This window comes from Streptomyces sp. NA04227, from assembly GCF_013364195.1.
Classification (GTDB): Bacteria; Actinomycetota; Actinomycetes; order Streptomycetales; family Streptomycetaceae; genus Streptomyces.
The window spans coordinates 5,383,988-5,409,967 of record NZ_CP054918.1 but is presented as its reverse complement, the minus strand read 5'-3'; the positions used below and the strand labels follow the sequence as shown (position 1 = coordinate 5,409,967).

General features: G+C 70.1%; 24 protein-coding genes. 11 read left to right on the top strand and 13 right to left on the bottom strand.

Going from position 1 to position 25,980, the window contains the following annotated elements; translation table 11 throughout:
• Positions 1-98 precede the first annotated feature (98 nt).
• Entirely contained in the window at positions 99-1,178 is a 1,080-nt protein-coding gene (locus tag HUT18_RS23175) for a YafY family protein (RefSeq protein ID WP_176102488.1), read from the bottom strand.
• A gap of 175 nt (positions 1,179-1,353) precedes the next feature.
• On the opposite strand from HUT18_RS23175, the gene HUT18_RS23170 reads away from it, so the two are divergent.
• Positions 1,354-1,749, top strand: coding sequence for a RidA family protein (locus HUT18_RS23170; RefSeq protein WP_176102487.1), 396 nt, complete (start codon positions 1,354-1,356; stop codon positions 1,747-1,749).
• A 99-nt stretch (positions 1,750-1,848) separates the two neighbouring features.
• Here the strand turns inward: HUT18_RS23170 and HUT18_RS23165 are convergent, their stop codons facing one another.
• From HUT18_RS23165 to HUT18_RS23155, 3 genes are all read right to left on the bottom strand, one after another.
• Positions 1,849-2,883, bottom strand: a complete 1,035-nt coding sequence (locus tag HUT18_RS23165) for an ABC transporter permease (protein WP_176102486.1) — start codon at positions 2,881-2,883, stop codon at positions 1,849-1,851.
• A complete protein-coding gene (locus HUT18_RS23160; RefSeq protein WP_176102485.1) occupies positions 2,880-4,469 on the bottom strand; it encodes a sugar ABC transporter ATP-binding protein in 1,590 nt (529 codons plus the stop codon). Before HUT18_RS23160 ends, HUT18_RS23165 begins: the two co-directional genes overlap by 4 nt.
• Before the next feature lie 105 nt (positions 4,470-4,574).
• Positions 4,575-5,618, bottom strand: a complete 1,044-nt coding sequence (locus HUT18_RS23155) for a substrate-binding domain-containing protein (protein WP_176102484.1) — start codon at positions 5,616-5,618, stop codon at positions 4,575-4,577.
• Positions 5,619-6,053: 435 nt separating this feature from the next.
• On the opposite strand from HUT18_RS23155, the gene HUT18_RS23150 reads away from it, so the two are divergent.
• Positions 6,054-6,779, top strand: a complete 726-nt coding sequence (locus HUT18_RS23150; RefSeq protein WP_176102483.1) for a FadR/GntR family transcriptional regulator — start codon at positions 6,054-6,056, stop codon at positions 6,777-6,779.
• A 293-nt stretch (positions 6,780-7,072) separates the two neighbouring features.
• Here the strand turns inward: HUT18_RS23150 and HUT18_RS23145 are convergent, their stop codons facing one another.
• Genes HUT18_RS23145 through HUT18_RS23135 form a run of 3 tightly spaced genes read right to left on the bottom strand, consistent with a single transcriptional unit; the run spans position 7,073 to position 10,344 of the window.
• Positions 7,073-8,269, bottom strand: a complete 1,197-nt coding sequence (locus HUT18_RS23145; RefSeq protein ID WP_176102482.1) for a type II toxin-antitoxin system HipA family toxin — start codon at positions 8,267-8,269, stop codon at positions 7,073-7,075.
• Entirely contained in the window at positions 8,259-9,893 is a 1,635-nt protein-coding gene (locus tag HUT18_RS23140; RefSeq protein ID WP_176102481.1) for a DUF262 domain-containing protein, read from the bottom strand. The genes HUT18_RS23145 and HUT18_RS23140 overlap by 11 nt, the downstream gene beginning before the upstream one ends.
• Positions 9,894-9,948: 55 nt before the next feature.
• Entirely contained in the window at positions 9,949-10,344 is a 396-nt protein-coding gene (locus tag HUT18_RS23135; RefSeq protein WP_176102480.1) for a DUF4357 domain-containing protein, read from the bottom strand.
• A 200-nt stretch (positions 10,345-10,544) separates the two neighbouring features.
• Between HUT18_RS23135 and HUT18_RS23130 the strand changes: the two genes are divergently transcribed.
• Positions 10,545-13,763 carry a tetratricopeptide repeat protein gene (locus tag HUT18_RS23130; RefSeq protein WP_176104748.1) on the top strand — a complete coding sequence of 1,073 codons (3,219 nt, stop codon included), beginning with the start codon at positions 10,545-10,547 and terminating at the stop codon, positions 13,761-13,763.
• A gap of 115 nt (positions 13,764-13,878) precedes the next feature.
• Here the strand turns inward: HUT18_RS23130 and HUT18_RS23125 are convergent, their stop codons facing one another.
• Positions 13,879-14,136, bottom strand: a complete 258-nt coding sequence (locus HUT18_RS23125) for a hypothetical protein (RefSeq protein ID WP_176102479.1) — start codon at positions 14,134-14,136, stop codon at positions 13,879-13,881.
• Positions 14,129-14,989, bottom strand: a complete 861-nt coding sequence (gene mca / locus HUT18_RS23120; protein WP_176104747.1) for a mycothiol conjugate amidase Mca — start codon at positions 14,987-14,989, stop codon at positions 14,129-14,131. Before mca ends, HUT18_RS23125 begins: the two co-directional genes overlap by 8 nt.
• 202 nt (positions 14,990-15,191) lie before the next feature.
• Here mca and HUT18_RS23115 point away from each other — a divergent pair, with 202 nt between their 5' ends.
• The gene (locus tag HUT18_RS23115; protein ID WP_176102478.1) at positions 15,192-15,629 is read left to right on the top strand and encodes a DUF4307 domain-containing protein; all 438 of its coding nucleotides are present in this window, start codon (positions 15,192-15,194) and stop codon (positions 15,627-15,629) included.
• 239 nt (positions 15,630-15,868) lie between these two features.
• Positions 15,869-16,366, top strand: coding sequence for a transcription elongation factor GreA (gene greA, locus HUT18_RS23110; protein ID WP_176102477.1), 498 nt, complete (start codon positions 15,869-15,871; stop codon positions 16,364-16,366).
• Positions 16,367-16,473: 107 nt separating this feature from the next.
• Here greA and HUT18_RS23105 read toward each other — a convergent pair whose 3' ends face one another.
• The 3 genes from HUT18_RS23105 to ilvA all read right to left on the bottom strand — a co-directional run bounded on the left by HUT18_RS23105 (position 16,474) and on the right by ilvA (position 20,153).
• A complete protein-coding gene (locus HUT18_RS23105) occupies positions 16,474-17,328 on the bottom strand; it encodes an ABC transporter permease (RefSeq protein ID WP_176102476.1) in 855 nt (284 codons plus the stop codon).
• Entirely contained in the window at positions 17,325-18,329 is a 1,005-nt protein-coding gene (locus tag HUT18_RS23100) for an ATP-binding cassette domain-containing protein (RefSeq protein ID WP_176102475.1), read from the bottom strand. Before HUT18_RS23100 ends, HUT18_RS23105 begins: the two co-directional genes overlap by 4 nt.
• Before the next feature lie 594 nt (positions 18,330-18,923).
• Positions 18,924-20,153, bottom strand: coding sequence for a threonine ammonia-lyase (gene ilvA / locus HUT18_RS23095; protein ID WP_176102474.1), 1,230 nt, complete (start codon positions 20,151-20,153; stop codon positions 18,924-18,926).
• 215 nt (positions 20,154-20,368) lie between these two features.
• On the opposite strand from ilvA, the gene HUT18_RS23090 reads away from it, so the two are divergent.
• The 3 genes from HUT18_RS23090 (at position 20,369) to HUT18_RS23080 (ending at position 21,846) form a co-directional block, all read left to right on the top strand.
• Positions 20,369-20,866, top strand: coding sequence for a MarR family winged helix-turn-helix transcriptional regulator (locus HUT18_RS23090; RefSeq protein ID WP_254878763.1), 498 nt, complete (start codon positions 20,369-20,371; stop codon positions 20,864-20,866).
• A 171-nt stretch (positions 20,867-21,037) separates the two neighbouring features.
• Positions 21,038-21,598, top strand: coding sequence for an RNA polymerase subunit sigma-70 (locus tag HUT18_RS23085; protein ID WP_176102472.1), 561 nt, complete (start codon positions 21,038-21,040; stop codon positions 21,596-21,598).
• Positions 21,595-21,846 carry a hypothetical protein gene (locus HUT18_RS23080; protein ID WP_176102471.1) on the top strand — a complete coding sequence of 84 codons (252 nt, stop codon included), beginning with the start codon at positions 21,595-21,597 and terminating at the stop codon, positions 21,844-21,846. Before HUT18_RS23085 ends, HUT18_RS23080 begins: the two co-directional genes overlap by 4 nt.
• A 193-nt stretch (positions 21,847-22,039) precedes the next feature.
• On the opposite strand, the gene HUT18_RS23075 is transcribed toward HUT18_RS23080, so the two are convergent.
• Positions 22,040-23,197, bottom strand: coding sequence for a cystathionine gamma-synthase (locus HUT18_RS23075; protein ID WP_176102470.1), 1,158 nt, complete (start codon positions 23,195-23,197; stop codon positions 22,040-22,042).
• 148 nt (positions 23,198-23,345) lie between these two features.
• Between HUT18_RS23075 and HUT18_RS23070 the strand changes: the two genes are divergently transcribed.
• The 3 genes from HUT18_RS23070 to HUT18_RS23060 all read left to right on the top strand — a co-directional run bounded on the left by HUT18_RS23070 (position 23,346) and on the right by HUT18_RS23060 (position 25,569).
• Positions 23,346-24,464: a hypothetical protein gene (locus HUT18_RS23070; RefSeq protein ID WP_176102469.1), complete on the top strand. Its 1,119-nt coding sequence runs from the start codon at positions 23,346-23,348 to the stop codon at positions 24,462-24,464.
• A 111-nt stretch (positions 24,465-24,575) separates the two neighbouring features.
• Positions 24,576-25,238, top strand: coding sequence for a peptide-methionine (S)-S-oxide reductase MsrA (gene msrA, locus HUT18_RS23065; RefSeq protein ID WP_176104746.1), 663 nt, complete (start codon positions 24,576-24,578; stop codon positions 25,236-25,238).
• Positions 25,231-25,569: a hypothetical protein gene (locus tag HUT18_RS23060; RefSeq protein ID WP_176102468.1), complete on the top strand. Its 339-nt coding sequence runs from the start codon at positions 25,231-25,233 to the stop codon at positions 25,567-25,569. Before msrA ends, HUT18_RS23060 begins: the two co-directional genes overlap by 8 nt.
• The last annotated feature ends 411 nt before the right edge of the window (positions 25,570-25,980 follow it).

Here is a 25,980-nt window from a genome sequence, read left to right as displayed (position 1 = left end):
CTGGAGCTGCAACAGTAGACGCTCCGTCAGAAGTGCACAGGAGAAGGTGAATCGCTTTCCGCTCTTGGCGCATCGCCCACCTCGCGCCCCAGCGGGCCTCACTTCTCAGGCCGATCCCCCAACCCCCCATAACGCGCGGCCATCGCAGCGGCGCGCTCGCGCAGGCGGGTGCGCAGCCACTGCGGCGCCAGGGCCTCCGCGTCCGTACCGAGCTGCCACAGCGCCCATTCGGCGTGCCGGGAGTCCTGGAAGAACGCGTCCAGCCGAAGCCAGCCGTCCATGTCGGTCTCTTCGCCCCTCGCGGTCTCCGCCGCTCCCTCGACCTGCGCGGCCGCTTCGGATCCCTCAGCTTCCTCCGGCTCCTCCGGCTCCTCCGCGCAAGGAGTCACGGCCAGTGCGGTGCCCGCCAGTTCGTCCCGCCGGGCCGGGTCCACCCGTATCCGTACGACGACTTGGTCACCGCCGTTCCTGAACCGTGTGCTGCGCTCCTGCCAGGTCCGGTCCAGGTCGACGGTGTCCGACAGCTGCGCCGGGGCATCGAGTTCCTCGGCGGCCAGCATGCGGGAGAGCCGGTAGGTGCGGTCGGCGCCCGCGCGGGTGGCCAGCAGGTAGCCGTGGCCGCGTACGGTCACCAGGCCGATCGGGTCGACCGTGCGCCATGTCGGGGTGCGCTCCGGAGCCGCGTAGTGGATGCGCAGCTTGTGTCTGGTGAAGACCGCGCGCCGGACCTCGGCCACCACGGCGTCGGGCACGTCCTCCTCGGCGTCCACGCGGCGCGAGAGAAGGTCGGTCTCCGGGTCGATGAGCACGCGCCGCGAGGCCTCGGCCGCGTGGTCCCGCAGGCCTTCGGGCAGGGCGTCGACCACCTTGAGCATCGCCGAGGCCAGCGCCGGTCCGAGGCCGAAGAGTTGGGCGCCGCGTCGTGATCCGGCGACCACGAGGGCGAGCGCCTCGTCGTGGTTGAGCCCGGTGAGCGCGGTGCGGAAATCGGGCAGCAGGGCGAAGCCGCCGTGCCGTCCGCGTTCGGCGTAGACCGGGACACCGGCCGCGGACAGTGCCTCCATGTCGCGCAGCACGGTACGGGTGGACACCTCCAGCTCACGGGCCAGGGCGTCCGCCGTCAGCCGGCCGTGCCGACGCAGCAGGAGCACCAGGGAGACCAGCCGGTCGGCGCGCATACGAAAACCCTACCGAGACACCTGGCGGCGAAATCCGGCGGCGATACCTGACAGAGGATGTCGTGATTCCTTGCGAGGCTCCTGCCCAGGACGTCGAGCACACGACGTCAAAGCCCGCTGGCCACACGGCTGTTGGGCGCATGCACTGTCAGTGAACCGAACGGAGCGAGCGGCGATGCAACGCACTGCGATCAACCCGGTGACGTGGTCGGTGGACCTGGGCTTCAACCAGGGCGAGGTGGTCTCCGGGCACGCACGGACCCTGTACGTCTCGGGGCAGACCGCGATGAACAGCGAGGGCAGGCCCGAGCACGAGGGCGATATGGCGGGGCAGTTGGCGCTGAGCGTCGACAACGTCGAGGCCGTGCTCGCCGAGGCCGGTATGTCGCTCGCGAACCTGGTCCGGCTGGGCGTCTACACGACCGACGTCGATCTGCTGCTGCGGCATTACGGCGTACTCGCGGGACGACTCGGCGCCGCCGGGGTCGCGCCGGCCACCACCATGGTCGAGGTGACGCGACTGGCGGTCCCCGGCCAGATGGTCGAGCTGGAGGGGACCGCCGTCGCGTGAGAGCGGGCGGGCGACTGTCCGGAAGCAGCCGCCCGCCCCGGCACGGTACGACCGCTCAGTACGACCCGGCTCGGGACGAACGCCCCGGTACGCCCCGTCTCAGTGCGGCAACCCGATGGCCCGCTCCCCACTGCGCCGCTGCTGGATCACGACGGCGGCGACGAGCAGGGCGCCCTGGGCGACGTTCTGCCAGAAGGTGTTGATGCCCTGGACGGTGAGTCCGTTTTCCAGGCAGCCGAGGAGGGCGACGGCCAGGAGGGTGCCGCCGATGCCGCCCTTGCCGCCCTTGAGTGCGGCGCCGCCGAGTGCCGCGGCGGTGATCGCCTTGAGCTCCAGGCCCTCGCTGCCGGAGACCGGCTGACCCGATCCGGTACGCGCGGTCAGCAGGATGCCCGCGATCGCGGCCACCACCCCGATCAGGGCGTAGACGCAGATCAGATACTTGTTGATCTTGATTCCGGCGAGGCGGGCGGCGGTGTCGTTGCCGCCGATGGCGTACAGGTTGCGGCCGATGTCGGTGTACTTGAGCAGCAGGTGCACGGCGAGCGCGACGACGATCAGGATCCAGACCATGACCGGCAGTCCGGCGATCTTTCCGCGGCCGAGGAAGATGAAGGTGTCGTCGTTGAGGACATAGCCCTGCGCCCGTCCGTCGGACAGGAGTTGGGCGAGCCCCTTGTAGGCCGCCAGACCCGCGAGGGTGGCGATCGTCGGGTTGACCCTGCCGTAGACGATGACCAGGCCGTTGACGAGACCTACGAGCAGGCCGACGCCGACGGCCGCGGCCATGCCGAGGAAGGCGTTGGAGCCGGTACTGGTGAACACCATGGCGCTGACCACGGAGGCGACGCCGACCTGCGAGCCGACCGAGATGTCCAGTCCGGCGCAGATGATGACCACGGTCTGCACGATCGCCAGCAGTCCGGTGATGGTGGCCGCCTCCGCGATCACCTGCATGTTGGACCAGCTCAGATAGTTGTCGTTGAGCAGGCCGAACAGGACGAGCACGACGGCGAGGGCTCCGACGAGGCTGATGTTCTGGCTGTCGAGACCGGCGAGGGCGCGGCGGCCGCGCGAGCGTCGCGGCTCCTCGGCGCCCCCCTTCGGGTCGGCGGTGGTCGTGGTGCTGGTCATGAGGTTGCTCCAGAGGCACTGGCGCCGGCGATGTCGTCGGCCATGGCGAGGGCGAGGATGGACTCTTCGGTGGCTTCCCGGTGGCCGAGTTCGCCGGTGATCCGGCCGCCCTGCATGACCAGTACGCGGTCGGCGAGGCCGAGAAGCTCGGGGAGTTCGGAGGAGATCACAAGGACGGCCACGCCGTCCGCGGCGAGGTCGGCGATGATCTGGTAGATCTCCGCCTTCGCTCCCACGTCGATGCCGCGGGTGGGCTCGTCGAGGATGAGCACCTTCGGCCGGTGCGCGAGCCAGCGGGCGAGTACGACCTTCTGCTGGTTGCCGCCGGAGAGTTTGCGCACCTCGTGGTTGATCGACGGCGTGCGCACCCGCAGGCGGTCCACGTACTCCTCGGCCAGGGCGCGTTCCTCGGCCCGCCTGACGAACCGCAGGCGGCGCAGCCGGTCGAGGACGACGAGGGAGGTGTTCTCGCGGACCGACTGACGCAGGAACAGCGCCTGCGCCTTGCGTTCCTCGGGGGCGAGTCCGAGCCCGGCCCGGATCGCCGCCGCGGGTCTGCCCGGCGGCAGTTCGACGCCGTCGAGGGTGACGCTGCCACTGTGCACGGGCAGGTCCCCGGCCAGGGCCAGGGCCAGTTCGGAGCGGCCCGCGCCGATCAGACCCGCGAGCCCGACCACCTCCCCGGCGTGCACCTGGAGGCTGATGCCGGTGACGTCGTCGGTGGTGAGGTTCTCGACGTCGAGTACGAGGCGGTCGGTGGCCACCCGTTGTCGTACGAACATGGTCGACAGGTCCCGTCCGACCATCATCCGCACCAGCTCGCCCTCGTTCGTGGCGCTCGCCTCCTGTACGCCGACCAGGGCCCCGTCGCGCAGTACCGCGATGCGGTCGGCGAGCCGGAAGATCTCCTGCATGCGGTGGGAGACGTAGACCACGGCGATGCCCTGCGCGCGCAGGCGGCGGATCAGTGTGAAGAGCGCCTCCACCTCCCCCTCGGAGAGCGAGGAGGTGGGCTCGTCGAAGGCGATGAGCCGCGCCTTGGAGGTACCGGTCAACGCGCGCATGATCTCGACCAGTTGACGCTGGGCCGGGGTGAGCCGGGAGCCGAGCAGGTCCGGGTCGAGGACGTCGGCGAAGCCGAGTCGCTCAAGGTCGGCCTCGATCCGGCGGCGCAGTTCGGCCCGGTCCAGGATCCGGCCGAACTTACGGGGCAGGGCGCCGGAGTAGACGTTCTCGGCGACCGAGATGTGCGGGATGATCTCCGGTTCCTGCGGGATGATCCGGATGCCCGCGGCGCGCGCGTCGGCGGGCGAGGCGAGCGTGAGGGCCTCGCCGTCGATCCGTACCGTTCCCTCGGTGGGCTGGTGGTCGCCGGTGAGGATCTTCAGCAGGGTGGACTTGCCCGCGCCGTTCTCCCCCATCAGGGCCGTGACCTGTCCGGCGGGGAAGTCGAGGGTGACGCCGGTCAGGGCCTGTACGGCGCCGAAGCGTTTGGTGACCCCGGCGACACCTAGGGCAGCCGCCTGCGGCGGGCCGGGCGCGTCCGGCGGCTGCCGGCCCGAGTCGGAAGGGGGGACTGCGCTCATCGTGAGGTCACCTCGGACGCGTCGGCGGGGAAGCTGGTCGAAGGGATCCGGCGCCGGCACGCGCACGCGGGGTCTCGGGTGGGTGCCGACGCCGGGGAGCGGGGGTCAACTGCACGTGAGGCCCGAGGACTTCCAGTTCTTGGGGTCGACCATGGTGGTCGGGGCGAAGGCCTCCTTGGGGAAGTCCTTGCCGTTCTTGAGCTTGTCGTACATCGTCTGGACGGCCAGCGCGCCGACGTCCTTGCCGTTGATGAACAGGGCCGCCTTCATGCCCGAGGGCTTGTCGGTCTGCCACTCCTTGCAGGCCAGGTAGCCGCCGAGGCCGACACCGACCACGTCGGCGGGCTTGACGCCGGAGTTCTGCAGGGCGGTGACGCCGCCCATGACGTTCTCGTCGTTGCAGCCCCACACCACCCAGTGCTTGACCTTGGAGTTGGCGGTGACGGTCGCGGCGATCTTGTCCTGGGCGCCGGTGGGGGTGTTGTCCGTGGGCACATTGATCGTCTTCACGCCCGGTACCGCGGCGTCGAAGGCCTTCTTGGCCGCCTTCACCCGGTCCCCGCAGACCGTGACGTCCTGCTTCCAGGCGGAGACCACGCGCGTGTCGGCCGGATCGAAGCCCGCCTTCTCGAACTCCTCGGCCGCGCGCTTGCCGACCTCGGTGCCCATCTGCTCGCCGCTGAAGCCGATCCGCGGCACCAGGTCCGCTTCCTTGCAGTCGACGGGGTCGGGGCCGGTGGAACAGATCTGGTCGTCGGAGGTGAGCAGGGCCACGTCCGCGCTTCTGACGGTCTGGACGACCTGCGGTCCGACGGCCGGGTCGGGCACGACGATGATGACGCCGTTGGTCTTCTGCGCGACGGCGGACTGCACTTCGCTGACGGTCTTGTTGGCGTCGTTGCCGAGGTTGACCACCTTGAGCCCGATGCCGAGCTTCTTGGCCCTCGCCTTGGCCCCGGCGGCCTCGCCGATGAAGTACTCCTGGTCGCCCTGCTTCTGAAGGTAGGTCAGGGAGATCTTGCCCTCGACCTTGTCGACGCTGTCGTCCTTGACCTCTTCCTTGCCGGAGGAGCACGCCGTACTCGCACCCACGAGGAGCACAAGTCCGAGGGCGGTGGCCAGAGTTCGGCGGTGCGTGGTGCTGGGCATGACGGCTCCAGAAAATGGGTGGCGAGCGGAGAAGGCGGTTCCGCCACACGACGGCGTGGCGCTGGTGCACTGGCGGCACGGCCGGGCGCACGAGAGCTCAAGTGCCCGTAGCCGTACGGGAGTTGCGCTGTCCGCTCCGGGCGGCGCGAGATCACGGAGAGGGCACACGGGGCGAGGCAGGTCACGCCCTGCGCCGAAATCCTGTGAGCCAGGACACTCGGTGTCAAGATGTTTGCATAATTAATGCCCAGCGGTACGGTGTGCGCCATGCCGGGGCCGGACAGCCCCGGCGCCCTCGGATGCCTCGTACGTCGCAGGCATCACCCCCGCGTTGGACGGCGGTTGGTCCGTCCCCAAAGCTTCCTCATGACAAGCACAGCGATCTTCCGCGCCGGGTAGCCGCCAACGGCGAGGCGCGGCGAGGAGGAACCCGCCATGAACCGGTCGGCACGGGGACTGCACCAGCAGATCGTCGACGTCCTCGGCCAGCGCATCGTCGCCGGCACCTACGCGCCGGGCGGCTCCCTCTACCCGGACCGTCTGGAGCGGGAACTGGAGGTCAGCAAGACCGTGTTGCGCGAGGCGCTGCGGGTGCTGGCCTCCAAGGGCCTCATCGACTCCCGGCAGAAACGCGGCACGTTCGTCCGGCCCCGGGCGGACTGGAACCTTCTGGACAGCGACCTGCTGCGCTGGCAGCGCGCACGGGCGGCCGACAGCGACTTCCTGGCCAATGTCGGCGAGGTCCGGCTGATCGTGGAACCGGCCGCCGCCCGCCTGGCCGCCGAACGCCACGACGAGAGCGACCTCGCGGCGATGGCGGACGCACTGGTGGCGATGGGAGAGGCGGGCACCGACATCGAGGCGGCGGTGGAGGCGGACGTGGCCTTCCACCGAGCGCTGCTCACCGCCGCGCACAACGAACTCCTCACCAGGATGTCCGTGGTGATCGAGGCCGGGCTGCGCGTCCGCGACCACCTCGTGCACAGCACCGGCGGCTACGACGATCCGGTGCCCCCGCACCGGGCCATCATGCACGCCGTACGCGACCGTGCCCCGGACGCCGCCGAGGACGCCACGCGGCGGCTGCTCATCCAGTCGGCCGCCGATCTGGACGTCCTCATCCACAAGCCGGAACCGGAGGGCGACAACCCCGCCTCGTAGCATTTCATCACGATCCAGACCTGGTTGTCGGTTTCCACCTGGTCGTGGACCGTCACTACGTTCTGGTGCTCGATCTTGGCGATCGCCTCCGCCTCCCAACGCGCCCGCTGCATCGCCGCGGCCTGGGTACCGGAGGTCATCGCGTTCCGGTACCCAAGCCGATCAGTCCCTTCACGGCCACGAACCGGTGCGCAGGCAACAGTAGACGCCCTGTCAGAAACGCATAGGAGAAGGTGAATCGCCGTGAAAGGCAGTCACTGCCTCGTGGCGTGACCGGCATTCCGTCGCGCCATTCACGACACCAAGGGCAGGGACCGCAGGCGCTCCTCGACGGTGGCGACCACGAAAGCCGGTACCGGGCACTGGACTTTGACCTCGTGCCAGGTCGTGGCGAGGGCCTCCGCGGTCTCCTGGACCGTTTTCGTGACCAACTCGGGCTTGAGCCCCAGAGCGGGTGCCAGGCGCCGGAAACTCTCCACGTTGATCGCCGTGCTGTTGGTTGTTCCACTCAGTGGAAGCGCGAGCTTGTGGGGAGGACCGTCGTAGGCGGTGACACAGACGAGGTCGTACGCGGGGGACAGCCGTGCTTGCCCGGCCCCCGGATAGCGCAGTGTCCAGTTCTTGAGATGAGCGTCGGCATTGCCCATCACCACCATGGCCACGAGTCTGCGGACGTACTCGATGCCGTCCTCGGCCGGGCACACCGCGCCGATCACGCGTCCGATGCCCTCGTAGTTGGCCTTGTCGTACTTGGCTTCGGCCGATACCTCACGCACCTGCGCGAAGTCCTCTTGGTGGACGCGACCGTCGTCCGTCCGGTCAAAGCGCCGGACCGCGAGGACGTCCGTCCCGGGCTGGACCAGAGCATCAGGAAGGTTCCGGACCTCTGTGCCGGGCACGAGACGGGACTCGGGGACCTCGATCCCCGCCCGGCCGGCCCACTGCAACATGGTGTACTCGTTGGCTGGCACGTCTGGGTAGCGCTGGTCCTGCAACTTGACGATCCAGTCACCACCACTCCCGCTCGCAGGCAGTACGAGGGCCTTGCCCTCGTACCGCATGGAGAACTTGGGCTGGACGCCCGCGAGTGAGAAACGCAGGGCATGCTCGTGGTCGGGCGCGCGTCTGTCCGTCGACTCATGGTCCGGGAGCCCGTCGAGCTTGGCGTCGGGGACGACACGGACGGCACCGGGCAGGTCCTCGCCAAGGTGGCAGAGCAGGACGAAGTCGTGCACGCTCCGGCGGCCGAGCTCGGTCGCCACCAACTGCCTGAGCCCACTGCCCGGTTCGGGGAGAAGATTGGCGAACCACTCGGGTGCACTGCCACTGCCCGTGCGGCGCTTGCGAGGATCACGCTCAAAGCCCTGCCCGAGGACGGGATGATCGACGGACAGGTCCGTGTACTCGAACCAGGTGTTGCCCTTGTGGTAACCGAGGACCCCGACGCGACGGTCTCGCAGGAAGACCGAGGCGGTCACATCACTCTGCATTGGCGTCTCCGGGAACGTCTGCGAACCAGTCTTCTGGTTCGGGGCCATCAGTGAACCCCCACAGGGCCATGCTCTGTACGTGGCGGGCGATCGCCTCTGCCACCAGTTCCGAGCGTCGCTGGAGGAACCCGGCCGGTGCGCCGCTGCGCAGAGCCTCGACCGCGGCCGGATCCAGACAGTGGGAGCGCAGCACGGTCTCGTCCGTCACGTCACACAGCAGGGCCCCGTAGTCTTCAGGTACGGCGGGGTGCAGCAGTCTGCCCGCGATGGTCTCCGCCCCCGGCAGGACCGGGACGAGCGGTGATCCTCCCTGATTGAGAAGGTCCGTGAGCAGCCCTGTCCGCTCGATTCGGGTACCCGCGGCGTAGTGATGTCCCTCGGCCCGGTCCACGTCGACGAGGAGCACGGGCTTCGTGGACAGCATCCCCAGCACGTTGAGCTTCGCCTGAGCACGGTTGAGAGCGGTCTGGGACAGGTCGGGCTTCCAGCGCTCCCCGCCCGGCGGCAGCATTTCCAGGAGCCGGTTGGCGCTGTCCACGGGGTCCTCGTCCACCGCCCCCGCGTTGCGTCGCAGCCCCACGGTGTTGCCCTGCGGGGCCACTCCCACAACGGAGCCACGCCAGATCCATCGCCGCAGCAGTTCCGCGCCCCTCCCCCGGGGACGTCCGAAGAGGGCCGCATAGCGCGCGAGTACGGGAATGAACAACGCGTACGGCAAAAGGCGGCGGTGCGGAATCCCTGCGTCCGTGCGCAGGAAGTCCACCACCAGGCGCAGCGCCTTCTCCGTCTGCGCGAACGCGCTGTGGAGGTCCTCGTCGTCCTTGAACTCCTGCCTGAAGTCACGGTCCACCTTGCCGCCGCGCACCGCCATCACACTCTGCATCAGCAACTGGGGCGGGAAGGTGCCAAACTCAAGGGCGTTGACCCGCTCGCCCAGAGCGTCGAGTCCGGAGGGCTGCACATCGAGCGGAGCCGAGTGCAGGGCACGAAAGATTTCGGCTCGTTTGAGTGCCTTCCCGAAGGTGTTCATCCGGTCGAAGATCTCGGTGAGGGCCTTCTCGTCGTCGCCCTCGATCTCGTACATGGGGATTTCGTACGTACGAAGGGCTGTACTCACCGCATCACAGAGGTCGTACTGTTCCACGGTCAGCCAGGGGCGTTCCCGCTGCCAGGCGATCAGAATGCGGTTGTCCTTAGCGATCCACATCGGGAGCCACGAATCACGTAGCCGCTGTGCATGGGACGCGGAGACGAACTTCTCCTCCTGCAGGTCGTAGAAGATCCGGAAACGCCGGTCCACCGTGTCCTCGGAAGCAGTGAGAGCGCCGATCAGCGTGGTGAGCCGCTGCTGACCGTCGACGACCCACAGGGCGTCGGACCGCTCGTCCGCGTCCACGCTCCACTCGCCCAGTGTCACCCGGCCGGCAGGCGCGGGCTTTCGCCACATGAGCAGGTTCCCGATGGGATACCCCCGCAGGATGCTGTCGAACAGTCGCTCGGCGTCCGAGGCGTCCCAGGCGTACGAGCGCTGGAACTGCGGGATGCGGATGCGTCCGGCCCTGGCCCACTCGACCAGTTCCAGCGCATCGACGCGGCTTACCTTCGGCTGGGTCACTCCCGCCATCATCTGTCTCCCTGCGCCCGAGTGTCGCGTCTCATCAGATTCAAAGAACCGTGCCTCAGCGCAGGCTCGAGAGAAGGGCGCCGTCTTCGGTGGCGAACGCCTTCCAGCCGTTCTGCTGATTTCCCGCGAGGGCGGTGGCCGCACTGGAGGGGGTGCTGTGCACACTCCCGTCTTCCAGCCGCAGGTCGCCGCCCTCCAGTACGACCGCATGGTGCACCTGTTTCAGGTTGCGCCGCCGCCAGACGAGCCGCTGTCCGGCACGCAGTCGGCCGGCGGCGATGAGCGGTGCGAGCGACTGGTCGCGCCCCTGTGGCCGGGCGGCCCAGTCGGTCCCGGCCGAGTCCAGATGGAGCAGCCTACGCAAGACCGCGTTGGGCGTGTCCACGAAGGGCTCGGCCCGGCTCTGCAACTCGGCGAAGACCTCGTCGTCGACTCGGATGGTCCGACTCATTCGACTCTCACTCTCCATCCGTTTCACTGTCACAGCAGAAAGCATAACGCTTCGCTCTTGCGCGGCGCAATCACGAACAGCCACCCGGCCCCCGTCCGGCGAGCGCACAAGTGCGCTCCCTCGCCTTCCGGCCTCCCACGCACGACACTTGACGGATCACGCACTTGACGGATCAGACACGCGGGCGCGAGGGGGACGGGATGCGGGACGACCATCGGGCCGATGCCGAGAGGCTGTTGGTCCAGGCCGTGGAGGAAGAGGTGCGCCGCTCGGGCGGGCGCGAGGACGGGCAGGTGCTGCTCGCGCGGGCCCGGGCCGGACTCGACACCATGGCGCAGGCCGCGGGTGAGGAGTACGAGGCGTACACCCGGGCGCTGGACGAGGCACGGGCGACGGCGCCGACCTTCGGGCAGCGGTTCGCGCAGCAGGGCGGCAAGACTCCGTTGCTGGTGGCGGGAGTTGCCGCGGTCGGAGCGGCGGTGGCCGACCTGGCGCTGGGCACCGGGACGGGTACCGCGCTGGGCGCCGGGGCGACCGCCGCGGTGGTGGGCGCCGCCACCACCGTCGCCAAGGTGACCGCCGCCCATCTGCCCGCCGCCAGCAGACACGCCGGGGCGCGCAATCAGCCCGGCGGGCCCGAACAGCTGCGCCTGCAGTGGCTGACCGCGCTCGAAGTACGCGGCATCCGGCCCTTCCTGGACCAGCAGCGGGTACTGAACGCGGCCACCGGTACGAAGAAGGCCGCGCCGAAGCTGCGCCGTACGGACAAGAGCGCGGCGGCCAGGCGACGTACCGTACTGGAGCGGTCCTTCGGTCAACTCCCGCAGCCTGCGGGCACGTTCGCGGGGCGGCGGGCGGAGATGTCACGGATCGGGCAGTGGGTGCACGCCGCCCGCGCCAGTACGCAGACCAAGCCGACCGTGGTGGTGCTGCACGGGGCGCCCGGATCCGGCCGGACCACGCTCGCGGTACGCGCGGCGCACGATCTCAAGGACCAGTTCCGCGGGGCCTGTGTGGTGGACCTGCGCGGGGACAGCCCGGACGCGCCGCCGCTGTCCACCCGGGAGGCCCTGCTGCACCTGCTCAACCGGCTCGGCGCACCCCGCGAGCAGCTCCTGTTCCGCGAACGGTCTTCTCCTGAACAGCAGTTGAGACGGCTGACCGAGCTGTACCAGCAGCATCTGACCGGTCTGGAGGTCACGGTGGTCCTTGACGACGCCGTGGACCCCGAGCAGGTACGCACCCTGATCCCCGAGCGCTCCGAGTCGCTGATCCTGGTCACCACCCGCAAGCCGCTCGAACTCTCCGCCGAACTCGGCGCCTGGGTACACCAGTTGCCGGTCGAACCGCTGGACGAGGTGGGCTCCGAGGAGCTGTTGCGCGAGTCGGCCGAGGACTCCTCGGGTCCCTACGACGCCGAATCCGCCCCGCGCGTACGGGAGTTGTGCGGCGGGCTGCCGCTGGCGCTGCGTATCGCGGGCTCGGCGATCGGACCGCGCACCGCACGCGCGCTCGCCGAGGACCTCACCGCGCACGCCACCGTGGAACCGGTCGAGCGGGTGCTGTGGCTGCGCTACCGGGACCAGTCGGACACCGGACGGCGGCTGCTGCGCAGGCTGGCCCTGGCCGGGCGCGCCTCGCTGGGCGCCGCCGCTGCCGCCGCACTCCTTGCCACCGACGAGCCCGCCGCCGCACGGGAGTTGGAGCGCCTGGCGGGCGCCGGACTGCTCGACCACGTCCGCGGCAACCGCTACCGGCTGCACGATCTCGTACGCGCCTTCGCGGGGGCCCGGCTGCGGGACGAGGAGGAGCCCGCCGAGCGCACCGCCGCGCAGGAACGGCTGATCGTCAACTACGCCGAACTCGCCGACTCGGTGATCCGCCTTGTGGACGGCAAGACCTCCACCCGTGCGGACAGCGCCTTCCACTCCAGCGCGGTCGGCCCGCACGGCTTCGGCTCGCTGGACGCCGCGCTGCGCTGGCTGGACGACGAGTCCAGCTTCATCACCGCCGCGCTGCGCCACGCCGAGGGCGTCGACCAGGGCGCCGTACTGAACCTGCTCGGCGCGCTGTGCGACTACTGCCTGCTGCGCGGCGACCTGTACCGGCTCGGCGAGATCAACGAGCTCACCCAGGCGGTCGACCAGGGCCTGCTCGTACGCAGCGTGCAGTGGCGTACCGGTATCGCGGCCCGGCAGCTCGGCGAGCTGGACACCGCGCGCACCACGCTGAGTTCGGTGGTCGACCTCTACTTCGAGGCCCACCACGAGGCCGGTGCCGCCCGCGCCCTGTGCTCGCTCGGCATCACCCTGCACCACCAGGGCAACCTCGCCGGGGCGGCGGACAAACTGCGCGAGGCGCTGGACCTCCAGTCCGTACCCGCGCTCGCCGGTGACCGGGCCTGGACCCTGCACGCGCTGGCCGCCGTGGAACGCGACCGCGCACGCCTCGGCGAGGCCCTGGCGCTGCTGCACACCGCGCTGGAGCTGCACCGCGAGAGCGAGTCCGTGCACGGCGAGGCCTGGGCGCACTTCCAGCTCGGGCAGGTCTGTCTGCGCCGGGGTGAAGTGGCGCCCGCCGAGGAGGAGTTGCGTACCGCGCTCGACCTGTACGGGCGGGTCCGCGACCAGCGCGGCGAGGCCTGGGCACTGACCCAGCTCGCACGCGCCCGGCTGGTGGACGGCGACTCCTCGGCCGCGGTCGAGCAGCTCACGAGGGCAGCGGCCCAGCACCGCGAGAACGAGGATGCCCGCGGCGAGGCGTGGAGCCTGTACTACCTGGGCCAGGCGCTGGAGGAGAACGGCCGCCTGGAGGAGGCGGTACGCGAACTGGAGCGCTCGCGGACGATGTTCTCGCGGATGCGCGATGTGTACGGGCTCGCCTGCGCGCGGCACCACTCCGCGCGCGCCTCGCGCGACCTGCGCGCCGCGCAGACCGGCTCACTGCGCAACAGCGGTTTCGCCCGGCAGCTCCTGGTGGACGCGCGCGCCGACTTCCAGCGGATCGGGGGCGCGCACGGCGAAGCGTGGACCCTGCTCGAACTCGCCGTGGTGGACGCCGGGAACGCACGCAGCCAGCAGGCGCTCGGTCTGTGCGACGAGGCCGCGGCCCTGTTCTCCGGATACGGCGACCGGCGCGGCGAGGACTGGGCCCTGTTCCTGCGCTGCACGCTGCTGCCGTACGCCTCCCCCGGCGGGACCGAGATCGGCACGGCCGTGGCGCAGGAGGAACTGATCCAGCTACGAGCCGCCGCTCATCCGGCCCGGGACGCCCGCCTGGAGGACTGTCTGGAGGCGTACGCCCTGCTCCTGGAGCGCGGCGTGGACCTGGACGCGGGCTGGCAGGCATGGAGCCTCGGCATGGTGCCGGGCCGCCACGCGCGGGAGATCATGGGGGTCCCGGTGTCCACCGGGCGGTGAGTCCGTACAGTCCGGCCGCCCCGGTGGCCGGGCGGCCCCCGGCGGCCCCGGTCGTGGCCGGACAGCCGTGAGCGGCCCCGGTCGGCAGGGACCGGGACCGCTTGGCTGCGAGAGGTCAGCCCCGCTTGGCGGCGGCGCTCTCGGCCGCCTTGGCTCCGGTGTCCTTCGACGCCGCGGCCTCCGGGGACTCCTGGAAGTCGACCTTCTTCATGTGCCGGGTCATGGACTTCATCAGGAACCACACGGCCAGGGCCATCACCGCGAAGACGAGGAAGCCGAGAACACCGGGCGTCACCTTGTTCTCGTCCACCTCCTTCGCGAGGGGGACGAGCCGGGTCATTGCGAGGCTTGCGCTTGCGCTCATGTCAGGCATTGTCGCGGATGCCCGCGAAGAGGTCGTCCTCGGGGAGGGAGGTATCGACGAGCGACTTCGCGAGCTCGTACTCCTCGGTGGGCCAGGCCTCCCGCTGGATGTCCATCGGTACGCGGAACCAGGCCCCGTCCGGGTCGATCTGGGTGGCGTGCGCGATGAGAGCCTTGTCACGGATCTCGTAGAAGTCCGCGCACTCGACGTGCGTGGTCAGGGTGCGCTCCGGAATGCCCATCTTGTCCCAGCGCTTGAGCCAGTCCGCGTACGGCGATTCCAGGTCGCGGTCGACCATTGCCTGGTGCAGCGCCTCGGTGCGCGGACGGTTGAAGCCCTGGTTGTAGTAGAGCTTCTGCGGCTGGTACGCGGGACCGAACTCGGACTCCGGGTACTTCTCGGCGTCGCCCGCGCCCTCGAAGGCGACCATCGAGATCTTGTGGGTCTGGATGTGGTCGGGGTGCGGGTAGCCGCCGTTCTCGTCGTAGGTGGTGATCACCTGCGGACGGAAATCGCGGATCGCCTTCACCAGCTCCCCGGCCGCCTTGTCCACGTCCTCCAGGGCGAAGCAGCCCTCGGGCAGCGGCGGCAGCGGGTCGCCCTCGGGCAGTCCCGAGTCGACGAAGCCGAGCCATTCCTGGCGTACGCCCAGGATCTCGCGGGCCTCGTCCATCTCCTTCCTGCGTACCTCGTGGATGTTCTCCTCGATGTACTGATCACCCTGGAGCTTGGGGTTGAGGATGGAACCGCGCTCACCGCCCGTGCAGGTCACCACCAGCACGTCCACCCCCTCGGACACGTACTTGGCCATGGTGGCCGCGCCCTTGCTCGACTCGTCGTCGGGGTGGGCGTGAACCGCCATCAGTCGCAGCTGCTCAGTCAAGGCTCGATCCCTCGTGATGTATTCAAACGACCCGTGGGCACACTGGTCCGCTGCCGGCTCGTGCGCCCCTCCCCCGGGGCTCCGTCACGGGCCGACGGTCGGGTGACGTTCCTGGGCTTCTATAGTGACGGAACCGGGCGCCGAATAATTCCGGGCCCCCGGCTCCCCGAGAGGACGAGCGATGAATTCCGCGGTCGAACCCGAGCGGACGACGGGCACCGGCCGACGCCCCGAGGGGCGTTACGGGCGGACCTCCTCCCAACGCCCGGACGAGAGCGCCGACCGGAAGCTCAAGGCCGTGGGTGCGGCACTCGGCGTCGTCCTGCTCGCCGTCGTCGGCTGGTTCGGCTGGGACTACGTGAACGGGCAGCGGCTCAGCGGCGAGGTCATCAAGTTCAAGGTGGTCTCGGACCGCGCCGTGGAAGCCCATCTGGAGGTCCGCAAGGACGCGGACGCGAAGGGCTACTGCACCCTGCGCTCGCGCTCCGCCGACGGCGCCGAGGTCGGCCGGGCCGACTTCCGCTTCGACGAGAACAAGGGCCGCGTGGACAAGGTCGTCACGCTGCGTACCACCGAGCGCGGCACCAGCGCGGAGCTCGTGGGCTGCCAGGCGGATTGACTCCCGCCCCGGCGCACGGACCGTGTACGCGTGCTTCCCCGGGGTGCGTCACCCGGCCTCCACGACAGGGCCAGTTCTTCGTCACAACGCCACTGACCTGCGTTGACGTATCCCTGATGAATTATGTCCTCCCCCTTTCCACGGGGAATTGTTAGGCTCGTGGTTTCGCCCTTCCATGAAGGAACATGCTTCTGGGTAGGGCGATGATTTGTATTTCCCAGCACCTACGAGGAGCACCTGTGACCCAGACCAGCGACAACGTCACCTGGCTCACCCAGGAGGCGTACAACCAGCTCAAGGCCGAGCTGGAGTACCTGTCTGGTCCTGCGCGTACCGAGATCGCCACGAAGATCGCGGCAGCGCGTGAGGAGGGCGACCTGCGCGAGAACGGCGGGTACCACGCGGCCAAGGAGGAGCAGGGCAAGCAGGAGCTCCGTGTGCGCCAGCTGACCCAGCTCCTGGAGAACGCGAAGGTCGGCGAGGCCCCCGCCGCCACCGGCGTGATCGCCCCGGGCATGGTGGTGACCATCGCCTTCGACGGCGACGAGGACGACACCCTCAGCTTCCTCATGGCCTCCCGCGAGTACGCGAGCGACGAGATCGAGACGTACTCCCCGCAGTCGCCCCTCGGCAGCGGCGTCAACGGCCACAAGGTCGGCGAGACCGTCGAGTACGAGCTGCCCAACGGCAAGCTCGCCTCGGTGAAGATCCTGGAGGCGAAGCCGTACACCGGCTGATCCGCCACCCCGGTTCACCTACGCGCCCGCCCCCGGCTCCGCATGATGCGGAACCGGGGGCGGCGGTGTGAGTGCGCTTCGGCGTTACGTTCGGCGTTACGGCCGTATCAGACAGCACCCTTGCGGTACTTGCGCACGGCCAGCGTGCGGAAGAAGACCAGGATGGCCAGCGACCACAGGGCCGAGGTGATCACCGGGTGCTCCATCGGGAAGGAGTCCGGGGCCTGGTAGCCGGGGGGCTGGTTGCCCCACAGTTCGCGGCAGGCCTGCACCGTGGCGCTGAAGGGGTTCCACTCCGCGACCGGCTGGAGCCAGCCCGGCAGCTTGGTCGCGTCGACGAAGGCGTTGGAGACGAACGTCAGCGGGAACAGCCAGATCAGTCCGCCGGAGGTGGCCGCCTCGGGGGTGCGTACGGTCAGGCCGATCAGGGCGCCGATCCAGGAGAACGCGTACCCGAGGAAGAGCAGCAGCAGGAAGCCGAGCAGCACCTTGCCGAAGTTCTCGTGCACCCGCCAGCCGACGAGCAGGGCGACGATCGCGAGGACCACGATGGTGAGCGCGGTCTGTACGAGGTCCGCGAGCGTCCGCCCGGTGAGCACCGCACCGCGTGACATCGGCAGCGAGCGGAACCGGTCGATGAGGCCCTTGTGCATGTCGTCCGCGATGCCCGCACCGGCGCCCGCGGTCGCGAAGGTGACGGTCTGGGCGAAGATGCCCGCCATCAGGAACTCGCGATAGTCGTCGGGCGAGGTGGAGGCGCCGACCTCGACGGATCCGCCGAACACGTAGGTGAACAGCACCACGAACATGATCGGCTGGATCAGACCGAAAATGATCATCTCGGGGATCCGCGTCATACGGATCAGGTTGCGCCGCGCCACGACGAGCGAGTCGCGCACGGAGCTGCCGATGCCACCGCCCTTGACGGACGCCGGAGTCAGGGTGTCGGTCGCGCCGCTCACTTGTCGCTCTCCTTCTGGGTCGGGGACGGGTCGGCGGACCCGCCGTTGTCGTTCTTCTCCTCGGCGTGGTGGCCGGTCAGCGAGAGGAAGACGTCGTCGAGGGTGGGGCGGCGCAGGCCGATGTCGTCGATCTCGACGCCCCGGGCGTCCAGTTCGCGGATGACCTCCGCGAGAAGCTTGGCGCCGCCGGTCACCGGGACCGTGAGCTTGCGGGTGTGCTGTTCGGTGGTGATCTGGCCGCCCTTGGCGAATCCGGTGAGGATCTCGGAGGCGGTGGTGAGGTGCTCGCGGTCGTGCACGACGACCTCGACGCGCTCACCGCCGGTGCGGGCCTTCAGCTCGTCGGCCGTGCCACGGGCGATCACCCGGCCGTGGTCGACGACGGCGATGTCGTGCGCGAGGTGGTCCGCCTCCTCCAGGTACTGCGTGGTCAGCAGCAGTGTGGTGCCGCCCGCCACGAGTTCCTGGATGACGTCCCACAGTTCCTGACGGTTGCGCGGGTCCAGACCGGTGGTCGGCTCGTCCATGAACATCACCGGCGGGGAGACCACCAGGGCCGCCGCCAGGTCGAGCCTGCGCCGCATACCGCCGGAGTAGGTCTTGGTCGACCGGTCCGCGGCGTCGGTCAGGTGGAAGCGCTCCAGGAGTTCGACCGCGCGCGCCTTCGCCGCCTTCGACCGCATCTGGTAGAGCTCGCCCACCATCTGCAAGTTCTCGCGCCCGGTGAGGTACTCGTCGACGGCCGCGAACTGGCCGGACAGACCGATGGAGCGCCGGACCTCGTTGGGGTGCTTGAGCACGTCGATCCCGGCGACCGTCGCATGGCCGCTGTCGGGACGCAGCAGCGTCGTCAGGCAGCGCACCGTGGTGGTCTTCCCGGCGCCGTTGGGTCCGAGCAGGCCGAGCACGGTGCCCTCGGGCACGTCGAGATCGACGCCGTCCAGAGCCCTGACGTCGCCGAAGGTCTTCACCAGACCTTCTGCATGGATGGCGCCTGGCATGAGGCAACTCCAAGGGTTCGGGCCACCTCGGCACGGGTGGCTCACTGCGGACTCGAGCGGACCGGGCAGCACAATGCGCGTTTCCTGAGGGAAAGCCGGACACACGAGTGGCGGGTGCCACACGTTAACGCGATACATCGCGTTGCCTCAAGCCATTTATGGGAACCCTACGGTCCGGGTCTGACAATGCCCCGGGCCCGGCCTCGGGCGCACGGGACGACAGCCCCGAGAGTGCGCTGCAGGAAAAGAATGTGTGCGGAACACGCCAACGACAGCGCCCGAAGCGGGCGGGAACACTGAGCCCCACAGCCGGACCTGATCACCGCACCGGACCGGCCCGCACCTGCGAAAAGGCGGGAACCCCGCCGCACACACCGCTCGCCCCCGGGCCCCATCGGCCCGTACCGACACCGCACGCCGTACGAGTACGCCGTACGCACACGCCGTACGCGCACAGTGCCCGCGCACCGGACCCGGAAGTACGCGCCCAGCGCGCCACCGGGCCCCGAACTGCCGCCGGTTGCCCGGAGTTCCCGCCGGGCAACCGGCGGTCTCCAACAGGCGGCCGCCCGTACCTGTCCGGTGCCGCGCCGCTCAGCCGATGATCGTGTACCCGGCCCCCCGCAGCCGCTCCGTCACGGCCGCGCAGTGCTCCGTGCCCTTGGTCTCCATGTGCAGGTCGACCTCGACCTCGCTGAGGCCGAGCTGGGGGTCGGTGCGTACGTGCGAGATGTCGAGCACGTTGGCGTCGGCGCCGGAGAGTTCGCCGAGCAGCGTGGCGAGGGCGCCCGGTCGGTCCGGCAGGCGCAGCCGCAGCGAGAGGTAGCGGCCGGCGGCCGCCATGCCGTGCCGCAGCACCCGTTGCAGCACCAGCGGGTCGACGTTGCCGCCGGAGAGCACGGCCACCACCGGCCCGTCGATGGACTCCGGCGCGCTCAGGAGCGCGGCGACCGGACTGGCCCCCGCGGGTTCGACGACCAGCTTGGCCCGCTCCAGGCAGAGCAGCAGCGCGCTGGACAGTTCGTCCTCGGTCACCGTCAGCACGTCGTCGAGGAGTTCGGAGACGATCCCGAAGGGCACGTCTCCGGGGCGGCCCACCTTGATGCCGTCGGCCATGGTCACCGGATGCGGCACCGACACCGGATGCCCGGCGGCGAGCGAGGGCACGTATGCGGCGGCGCCCGCGGCCTGCACGCCGATCACCCGTACGTCGGGGCGCAGCGCCTTCACGCCGACCGCGATCCCGGCCGCGAGTCCGCCCCCGCCGACGCCCACCAGGATCGTGCGGACCTCGGGGCACTGCTCGATGATCTCCAGACCGACCGTGCCCTGCCCGGCGATCACGTCCCGGTGGTCGAAGGGGTGGATGAAGACGGCACCCGTACGGGCGGCGTACTCCTGGGCCGCGGCCAGCGTCTCGTCGACGACCTGGCCGTGCAGCCGCACCTCCGCGCCGTACTCGCGGGTCGCGGCCACCTTCGGCAGCGGGGCGCCCACCGGCATGAACACGGTCGAGCGGACACCGAGCAGCGAGGAGGCGAGGGCGACGCCCTGGGCGTGGTTGCCCGCGCTGGCGGCCACCACTCCGGCGGCGCGTTCCTCGGGCAGCAGTCCGGAGATGCGTACATAGGCACCGCGCAGCTTGAACGAACCGGTGCGCTGGAGGTTCTCGCACTTGAAGTGGACCGGTGTGCCCACCAGCCGGGACAGATGTCTACTGCCTTCCATGGCGGTCACCCGGGAGACTCCGGACAGCATCTTCTGGGCGCCGCGTACGTCGTCGAGGGTGACCGTGGGAAGGGACCTGCCGGTGCGGTGGTTCATGGCTCGATTCTGGCAGGAGAGGGGCCCTCCGTGCGGGCACGTGTCAGCACGTCGTGGCCAGCGGTCAAGCCCCTGAACAGGCCTGACCCGTGATGTGGTCGTGTCCAGACTGGTTTGTGCAGCGGCGGTACGAGTTGAGCGGTCTCCGCGTACCCTGTCCCCCATCCCACTCCCATACATGAAGTGAGCCCCCGGCCATGCCCCCAACTCAGGACATGACTACCGCCGGCGACACCGGCCTCCTCGATGCTCTGCAGCACGAGGTCGCGGTGTTCGCGCGCCGCGCCGAACAGACCCGCCTCGGCGGGGTCGGGAAATTGCGCAACTCCATGGATCGTGCCGCCTATCTGCTGCTCAACCGGCTGGACAAGGAAGGCCCGATGGGCGTCAAGGCGCTCGCGGCGAGCATGGGAATCGACTCCTCCACGGTGACCCGTCAGGTCGCCCCGCTGGTCGAGAGCGGACTGGTCAAGCGCACCTCGCATCCCGAGGACGGCCGCGCCGTCGTGCTCCAGCTCTCCCCGCGCGGCGTCGCCCGCCTGGAGGAGGTCCGCTCCTCGCGCCGGGAGCTGATGGACGAGCTCACCGGGGACTGGGCGCCCGAGGACCGGCAGCGCTTCTGCACCCTGCTCACCCGCTTCAACCTGGCCCTTTCGGCCCGGATGGCCGCCGGAACCGTTCCGCTCTCGGCCGAGCTGCCGCAGGGCTCCTGACCGGGCGGCCACGCGGCGGGCCGCCCTCGCGGCCCGCTCGCCCGCCCCGGCCTCGTCCCCTCTCTTGACCCGGACGCCGAACCGCTCTCAGATGAGACGAGGGGCGGCCGTCCGCTCGCCCGGCCGCCCGACCGCCGGGGCAGCGGGTGGAGCGCCGGGAGGGAGTCAGCCGTGCGAGAACCGCCGCGGAGCCGGTCGCAGCGTCAATCGGCCCGGCGCGCCCACGAGTTCGAGTCCTTCGTCGCGGGCACGGCGGTCCGCCTGCTGCGCACGGCGACCCTGCTCACCGCCGAGGAACCGGCGCACAACCCCCGCGCCCGCCGCCTCCTCGCGTACGCCCTCGCGCACACCTACGCCGTCTGGGACCGGCTGCACGACGACGACCCCTACGACCACGCCCGCGCCCTGCTCGCACTGCGCTTCGCCCGCACCGCCTGGTACCCGCGACAGCTGCCACGGATACCGCGGCTACGGACACGGCGTACGGCCGCGCCCCCGGCCGGTGTGCTCGCCGCGCTCCGCCCGCAGGAACGGCTGATCCTCACCCTGCGGATGTACGAGGGCGTGGCGGAGGAACAGTGCGCCGCGCTGCTCGCCCTGCCGCCGGAGCGCGTCGGCGAGATCTGCGACCGCGCCTGCGCCAATGTCCTGCACCCGGCGCGTGGCAGCGCACGGGGCGCGGGCGCCGGTCCCGGCACTCCCCGCGGCGGCACCGAGGCGGCGCTGCCATGAGCGCCGCCGACCGCCGCGCGGAAACGGTGCGCAGACTCCTCGAAGGGGTCGCCGTCGCACTGCCGCCCGACGCCCACGCCCACGCGGTGCACCGCGGCGAACGACTGCTGCGCCGCCGGACCCTCGCCCGCCGGATCCTCTGGCTCGTCCTGCTCGCCGCGGCCCTCGCCTTCACGGTGTGGGCCTGCACCGTCCACCCGTGGGTGGAACCTCCCTCGGACACGACGCCGCCGCTCACGGGGTGGTGACCGGCGGCGTCGGTGAGCTCGGCGGGCTCTGCTCGTGGGCGCCGAACTCTGCTCGTGGGCGGCGGGCTTCAACTTTCGCCGCACTCAACGGAGTTCAGCGGATCTCTGCCAATCTCATCGGACCTCGGCGGATGAGGACCTCAACTGCCTTGGGCGGCAACGTCCCTCCTGGACCTCGGACCGCCGAGGACTGTCAACCGCCCAGCGCCTGCTGGATGTCCGCGAGCAGGTCGTCGACGTTCTCGATGCCGACGGACAGCCGTACGAGGTCGGCCGGGACCTCCAGCTGGGAACCGGCGACGGAGGCGTGCGTCATCCGGCCCGGGTGCTCGATCAGGGACTCGACGCCGCCCAGCGACTCACCGAGCGTGAACACCTTGGCCCGGTTGCAGACCTCGACCGCCGCCTGCTCGCCGCCCTTGACGCGGAAGGAGATCATGCCGCCGAAGGCGCGCATCTGCTTGGCCGCGACCTCGTGCCCCGGGTGGTCCGGCAGTCCCGGGTAGAGCACGCTCGTCACCTGCGGGTGCCGGGTCAGCAGCTCGGCGATCCGCCCGGCGTTGTCGCAGTGCCGGTCCATGCGTACGGCCAGCGTCTTCACGCCGCGCAGCACCAGCCAGGAGTCGAACGGACCGGCCACCGCGCCCATGGCGTTCTGGTGGAAGGCCAGCTCCTCGCCGAGTTCCGGGTCGGAGACCACCAGCGCACCGCCGACGACGTCCGAGTGACCGCCCATGTACTTGGTCAGCGAGTGCACGACCACATCGGCGCCGAGAGCCAGCGGCTGCTGGAGGTAGGGGCTTGCGAAGGTGTTGTCGACGACGAGCCGGGCACCGGCGGTCCGCGCCACGTCGGCGATCGCGGCGATGTCGGTGATGCCGAGCAGCGGGTTCGACGGCGTCTCCACCCAGATCGCCTTGGTACGGGGCGTGAGGGCCGCGCGCACCGCCGCCGGGTCGGAGGTGTCGGCGACCGAGTACTCGACGCCCCAGCGCTTGGCGACCTTGGCGAACAGCCGGAAGGTGCCGCCGTAGGCGTCGTTGGGGATCACGAGGTGGTCACCGGGCACCAGGATCGTGCGCAGCAGGCAGTCCTCGGCGGCCAGGCCCGAGGCGAAGGCCAGACCCCGGCGGCCGCCCTCCAGGGCCGCGAGGTTCTCCTCCAGGGCGGTACGCGTCGGGTTCGCGCTGCGGCTGTACTCGTAGCCGCCGCGCAGTCCGCCGACGCCGTCCTGCTTGTAGGTGGAGACCTGGTAGATCGGCGGGACGACCGCGCCGGTGAGGGGATCGGCGGTGTTGCCCGCGTGGATCGCCACGGTCTCGAAGCTCTGCGTGGTGTGCGAGTCGCTCATGGGCCCGAGCGTAGTCCGACGAAAGGCTTTCCGATGACGGTCCGGCCGTGCCTGTGGAAAAGCCCGCGACCGGGCCTGTGGACAGAAGGTCCTGAGGCCCTGTGGACAAGTTCGCCAATTGTCGTGCCTGTCTGGTTCGCTTGGAGGCATGGAGATTCTCTGGGTCCTGATGGCCGTGCTGCTGTTCTTCGCCGCGCTCGGCCCCGTACTGCTGCGCAGGCGCGGGGGCATACGCCAGGTCGCGCCCGGTGCGCCGGACGCCGCGGACCCCGCCGCCTACGGCTTCCTCCGCCAGGAGGAACTGGACGTACGGCTGCCGGGCCCCGACGAGGACCTGGAGCAGGTGCTCGCGCACCTCCAGCACAGCCAGGACTGGCGGGTCGCCTCGCAGCTCCTCCAGGCCACCGAGGCGGAGAGCGAAGCGCGCTGGCAGCGCGTCCAGGCGTTCGCGGGCATGGCCTCGCTGGAACTGGCCCAGCGCCCCGGCGGCGTCAGCGAGAACCCGGGCGGCCAGTGGCTCCGGGTCTGGCGCACCGAGGCGCCCAAGGACGCGGGCGGCGCGGCGGTGTACGCGGAGTTCCTGGTCCAGCAGGCCTGGCGCACCGCCACCGCGGGCACGGACGAGTTCCGCATCATCCTGGAGGAGGCCCGCGGTGCCTGCGCCGAGGCGGCGCTGCTCGCCCCCGGCGACCCGGTCCCGTACATCGTCGAACTGTCCATCGCGCGCGGACTCGCCTACCCGCGCGAGGAGTTCGAGCAGCTCTGGCTCAAGATCCTGGACCGCAACGCGACGCACATGGGCGCCCATCTCGCCGCGCTGCACTACTGGTGCGAGAAGTGGCACGGCACCCGCGACCTCGCCCACCACTTCACCGACGCCGCCGCGGCCCGCGCGCCCCAGGGCTCGCTGCTCTCCGCGCTGCCCCTGTTCGCAGTCTTCGAGCACCTGCCGGACGTCAACCTGGTACGCGGCTTCTACCAGAGCGAAGTCGTCACCAAGGCCGTCGAGGGCGCCCAGTACGCCGTGCACCACGCACGCCACGACGACCCGACCACCCCCCACGTACGGCACCTGCTCCTCTTCTTCCTGGTCCGCGGCGAACGCTGGGGCGAGGCGATGGACCAGATCCTGCACATCGACGGCCATGTGGGCGCCCTCCCCTGGACCCTGTCCCCCGACCCGGCGGCCGACTACGCGGTCTACCGCGCCCTCGCGGTGGCGGGCTACGAGGCCAACGGTGGCAACCCGGCCACCCTGCGTCACTGAGGACGACACCGAGGGCGACACCGAGGACATCACCGAGGACCCCCAACCCGGGCGTACGGAATGCCCGCGCGCCCCCGTACGTTCCCCTTGTCAGACCCCGAGGAGGACCAGATGCTGTTCGGCCGTACGCCCGTGCTCCCGACCCCCGACCAGGCGCTGAAGGGACGACCCGAGCCCACGTACACCGTGCCCGAGCGCCACACGGTCCTCGACACCCCGCTGCTCGGCCCCTACCCCGAGGGCTACGAGACCGCGGACTTCGGCCTGGGCTGCTTCTGGGGCGCGGAACGCAAGTTCTGGCAGACCGACGGCGTCTGGACCACCCTCGTCGGCTACCAAGGCGGCCACACCCTCCACCCCACCTACGAAGAGGTCTGCTCCGGCCTGACCGGCCACACCGAGGCGGTCCGCGTCGTCTTCGACCCGTCCAAGGTCAGCTACGAAACCCTCCTGAAGCTCTTCTGGGAGTCCCACAACCCCACCCAGGGCTTCCGCCAAGGCAACGACGTCGGCACCCAGTACCGCTCGGCGATCTACACCCACACCCCCGCCCAGGCAACGGCGGCCGAGTCCTCCCGCACCCGCTACCAGGAGGTCCTGACCGGCTCGGGCCACGGCACGATCACTACGGAGATCTTGCCTGCCGAGGGCCGGGAGTTTTTCGTAGCGGAGGGATACCACCAGCAGTATTTGGACAAGAATCCGGCGGGGTACTGCGGGATTGGGGGGACGGGGGTGTCCTGCCCGGTCGGGGTCGCGAAGGCCGATGGCTGAACCCCTCTCGCCCCACGCGACGGCGACGCTGGACTCGCTGCTTGCCGGTCCCGATCCGGTGAGCAGCGCTCTGCGCGCCCAGATTCCGCATGCGCGAGTGACGGACCGGTGCGGTTGCGGCTGTGTGACAGTCGATCTGACGGTGGACCGCGCGGCGGTGCCACCAGCCCCGGCGCACGGGAACCCGGCTGCAGATGCCTGGTACTCCGTGCCGGACGACGCCGGGGTCATGGTGTTCACCAAGGACGGTTATCTCTCGCTCCTGGAGATCTACTCGGCGTCCAGCGAGCCGATCACCACGTGGCCGGAGCCTCGCTTCCTGAAGCGCTGAGCGAGCCCCTACAGGAGGCCTTCCGGCCCCACGACGGACTCGCACACATCGCAGAGGGTCAGCTCAATCGGCCGGGTTTCACGGAGCGTTCCGGCATTGCCACAGCGTTCGCAGACGTGCTCGCTGGCGACCGCGAATTCGGCCACCAGTGCACGGAGCCTGTCTGCCTCGTCATGCGTCCAGTTCCCGCCCCGCTTCCACGGCCGCGGAGAAGCCTGGAACGCCAGGGCCGCCCACTTCTGCTTCACTGCCAGAAGCTCGTACTCGGGGAACTCCGCAACGACCGCCTCATGGCACCGCAGCACCAGGGACCGCCAGCCAGGTCCCACATCGAAGCGGGATGCAGGGGCACGGAAGTGGCGCCGGAGCGGCGCCAGTTCAGCGTCAGATCCGGAGGCAGGAGCCGACAAG

Excerpts from the sequence above, each read along its gene's own strand:
- HUT18_RS23175 (WP_176102488.1), bottom strand. The coding sequence starts at position 1,178 with ATGCGCGCCGACCGGCTGGTCTCCCTGGTGCTCCTGCTGCGTCGGCAC.
- HUT18_RS23170 (WP_176102487.1), top strand. The coding sequence starts at position 1,354 with ATGCAACGCACTGCGATCAACCCGGTGACGTGGTCGGTGGACCTGGGC.
- HUT18_RS23165 (WP_176102486.1), bottom strand. The coding sequence starts at position 2,883 with ATGACCAGCACCACGACCACCGCCGACCCGAAGGGGGGCGCCGAGGAG.
- HUT18_RS23160 (WP_176102485.1), bottom strand. The coding sequence starts at position 4,469 with ATGAGCGCAGTCCCCCCTTCCGACTCGGGCCGGCAGCCGCCGGACGCG.
- HUT18_RS23155 (WP_176102484.1), bottom strand. The coding sequence starts at position 5,618 with ATGCCCAGCACCACGCACCGCCGAACTCTGGCCACCGCCCTCGGACTT.
- HUT18_RS23150 (WP_176102483.1), top strand. The coding sequence starts at position 6,054 with ATGAACCGGTCGGCACGGGGACTGCACCAGCAGATCGTCGACGTCCTC.
- HUT18_RS23145 (WP_176102482.1), bottom strand. The coding sequence starts at position 8,269 with ATGCAGAGTGATGTGACCGCCTCGGTCTTCCTGCGAGACCGTCGCGTC.
- HUT18_RS23140 (WP_176102481.1), bottom strand. The coding sequence starts at position 9,893 with ATGGCGGGAGTGACCCAGCCGAAGGTAAGCCGCGTCGATGCGCTGGAA.
- HUT18_RS23135 (WP_176102480.1), bottom strand. The coding sequence starts at position 10,344 with ATGAGTCGGACCATCCGAGTCGACGACGAGGTCTTCGCCGAGTTGCAG.
- HUT18_RS23130 (WP_176104748.1), top strand. The coding sequence starts at position 10,545 with ATGCGGGACGACCATCGGGCCGATGCCGAGAGGCTGTTGGTCCAGGCC.
- HUT18_RS23125 (WP_176102479.1), bottom strand. The coding sequence starts at position 14,136 with ATGCCTGACATGAGCGCAAGCGCAAGCCTCGCAATGACCCGGCTCGTC.
- mca (WP_176104747.1), bottom strand. The coding sequence starts at position 14,989 with ATGGCGGTTCACGCCCACCCCGACGACGAGTCGAGCAAGGGCGCGGCC.
- HUT18_RS23115 (WP_176102478.1), top strand. The coding sequence starts at position 15,192 with ATGAATTCCGCGGTCGAACCCGAGCGGACGACGGGCACCGGCCGACGC.
- HUT18_RS23100 (WP_176102475.1), bottom strand. The coding sequence starts at position 18,329 with ATGCCAGGCGCCATCCATGCAGAAGGTCTGGTGAAGACCTTCGGCGAC.
- ilvA (WP_176102474.1), bottom strand. The coding sequence starts at position 20,153 with ATGAACCACCGCACCGGCAGGTCCCTTCCCACGGTCACCCTCGACGAC.
- HUT18_RS23090 (WP_254878763.1), top strand. The coding sequence starts at position 20,369 with ATGACTACCGCCGGCGACACCGGCCTCCTCGATGCTCTGCAGCACGAG.
- HUT18_RS23080 (WP_176102471.1), top strand. The coding sequence starts at position 21,595 with ATGAGCGCCGCCGACCGCCGCGCGGAAACGGTGCGCAGACTCCTCGAA.
- HUT18_RS23075 (WP_176102470.1), bottom strand. The coding sequence starts at position 23,197 with ATGAGCGACTCGCACACCACGCAGAGCTTCGAGACCGTGGCGATCCAC.
- HUT18_RS23070 (WP_176102469.1), top strand. The coding sequence starts at position 23,346 with ATGGAGATTCTCTGGGTCCTGATGGCCGTGCTGCTGTTCTTCGCCGCG.
- msrA (WP_176104746.1), top strand. The coding sequence starts at position 24,576 with ATGCTGTTCGGCCGTACGCCCGTGCTCCCGACCCCCGACCAGGCGCTG.
- HUT18_RS23060 (WP_176102468.1), top strand. The coding sequence starts at position 25,231 with ATGGCTGAACCCCTCTCGCCCCACGCGACGGCGACGCTGGACTCGCTG.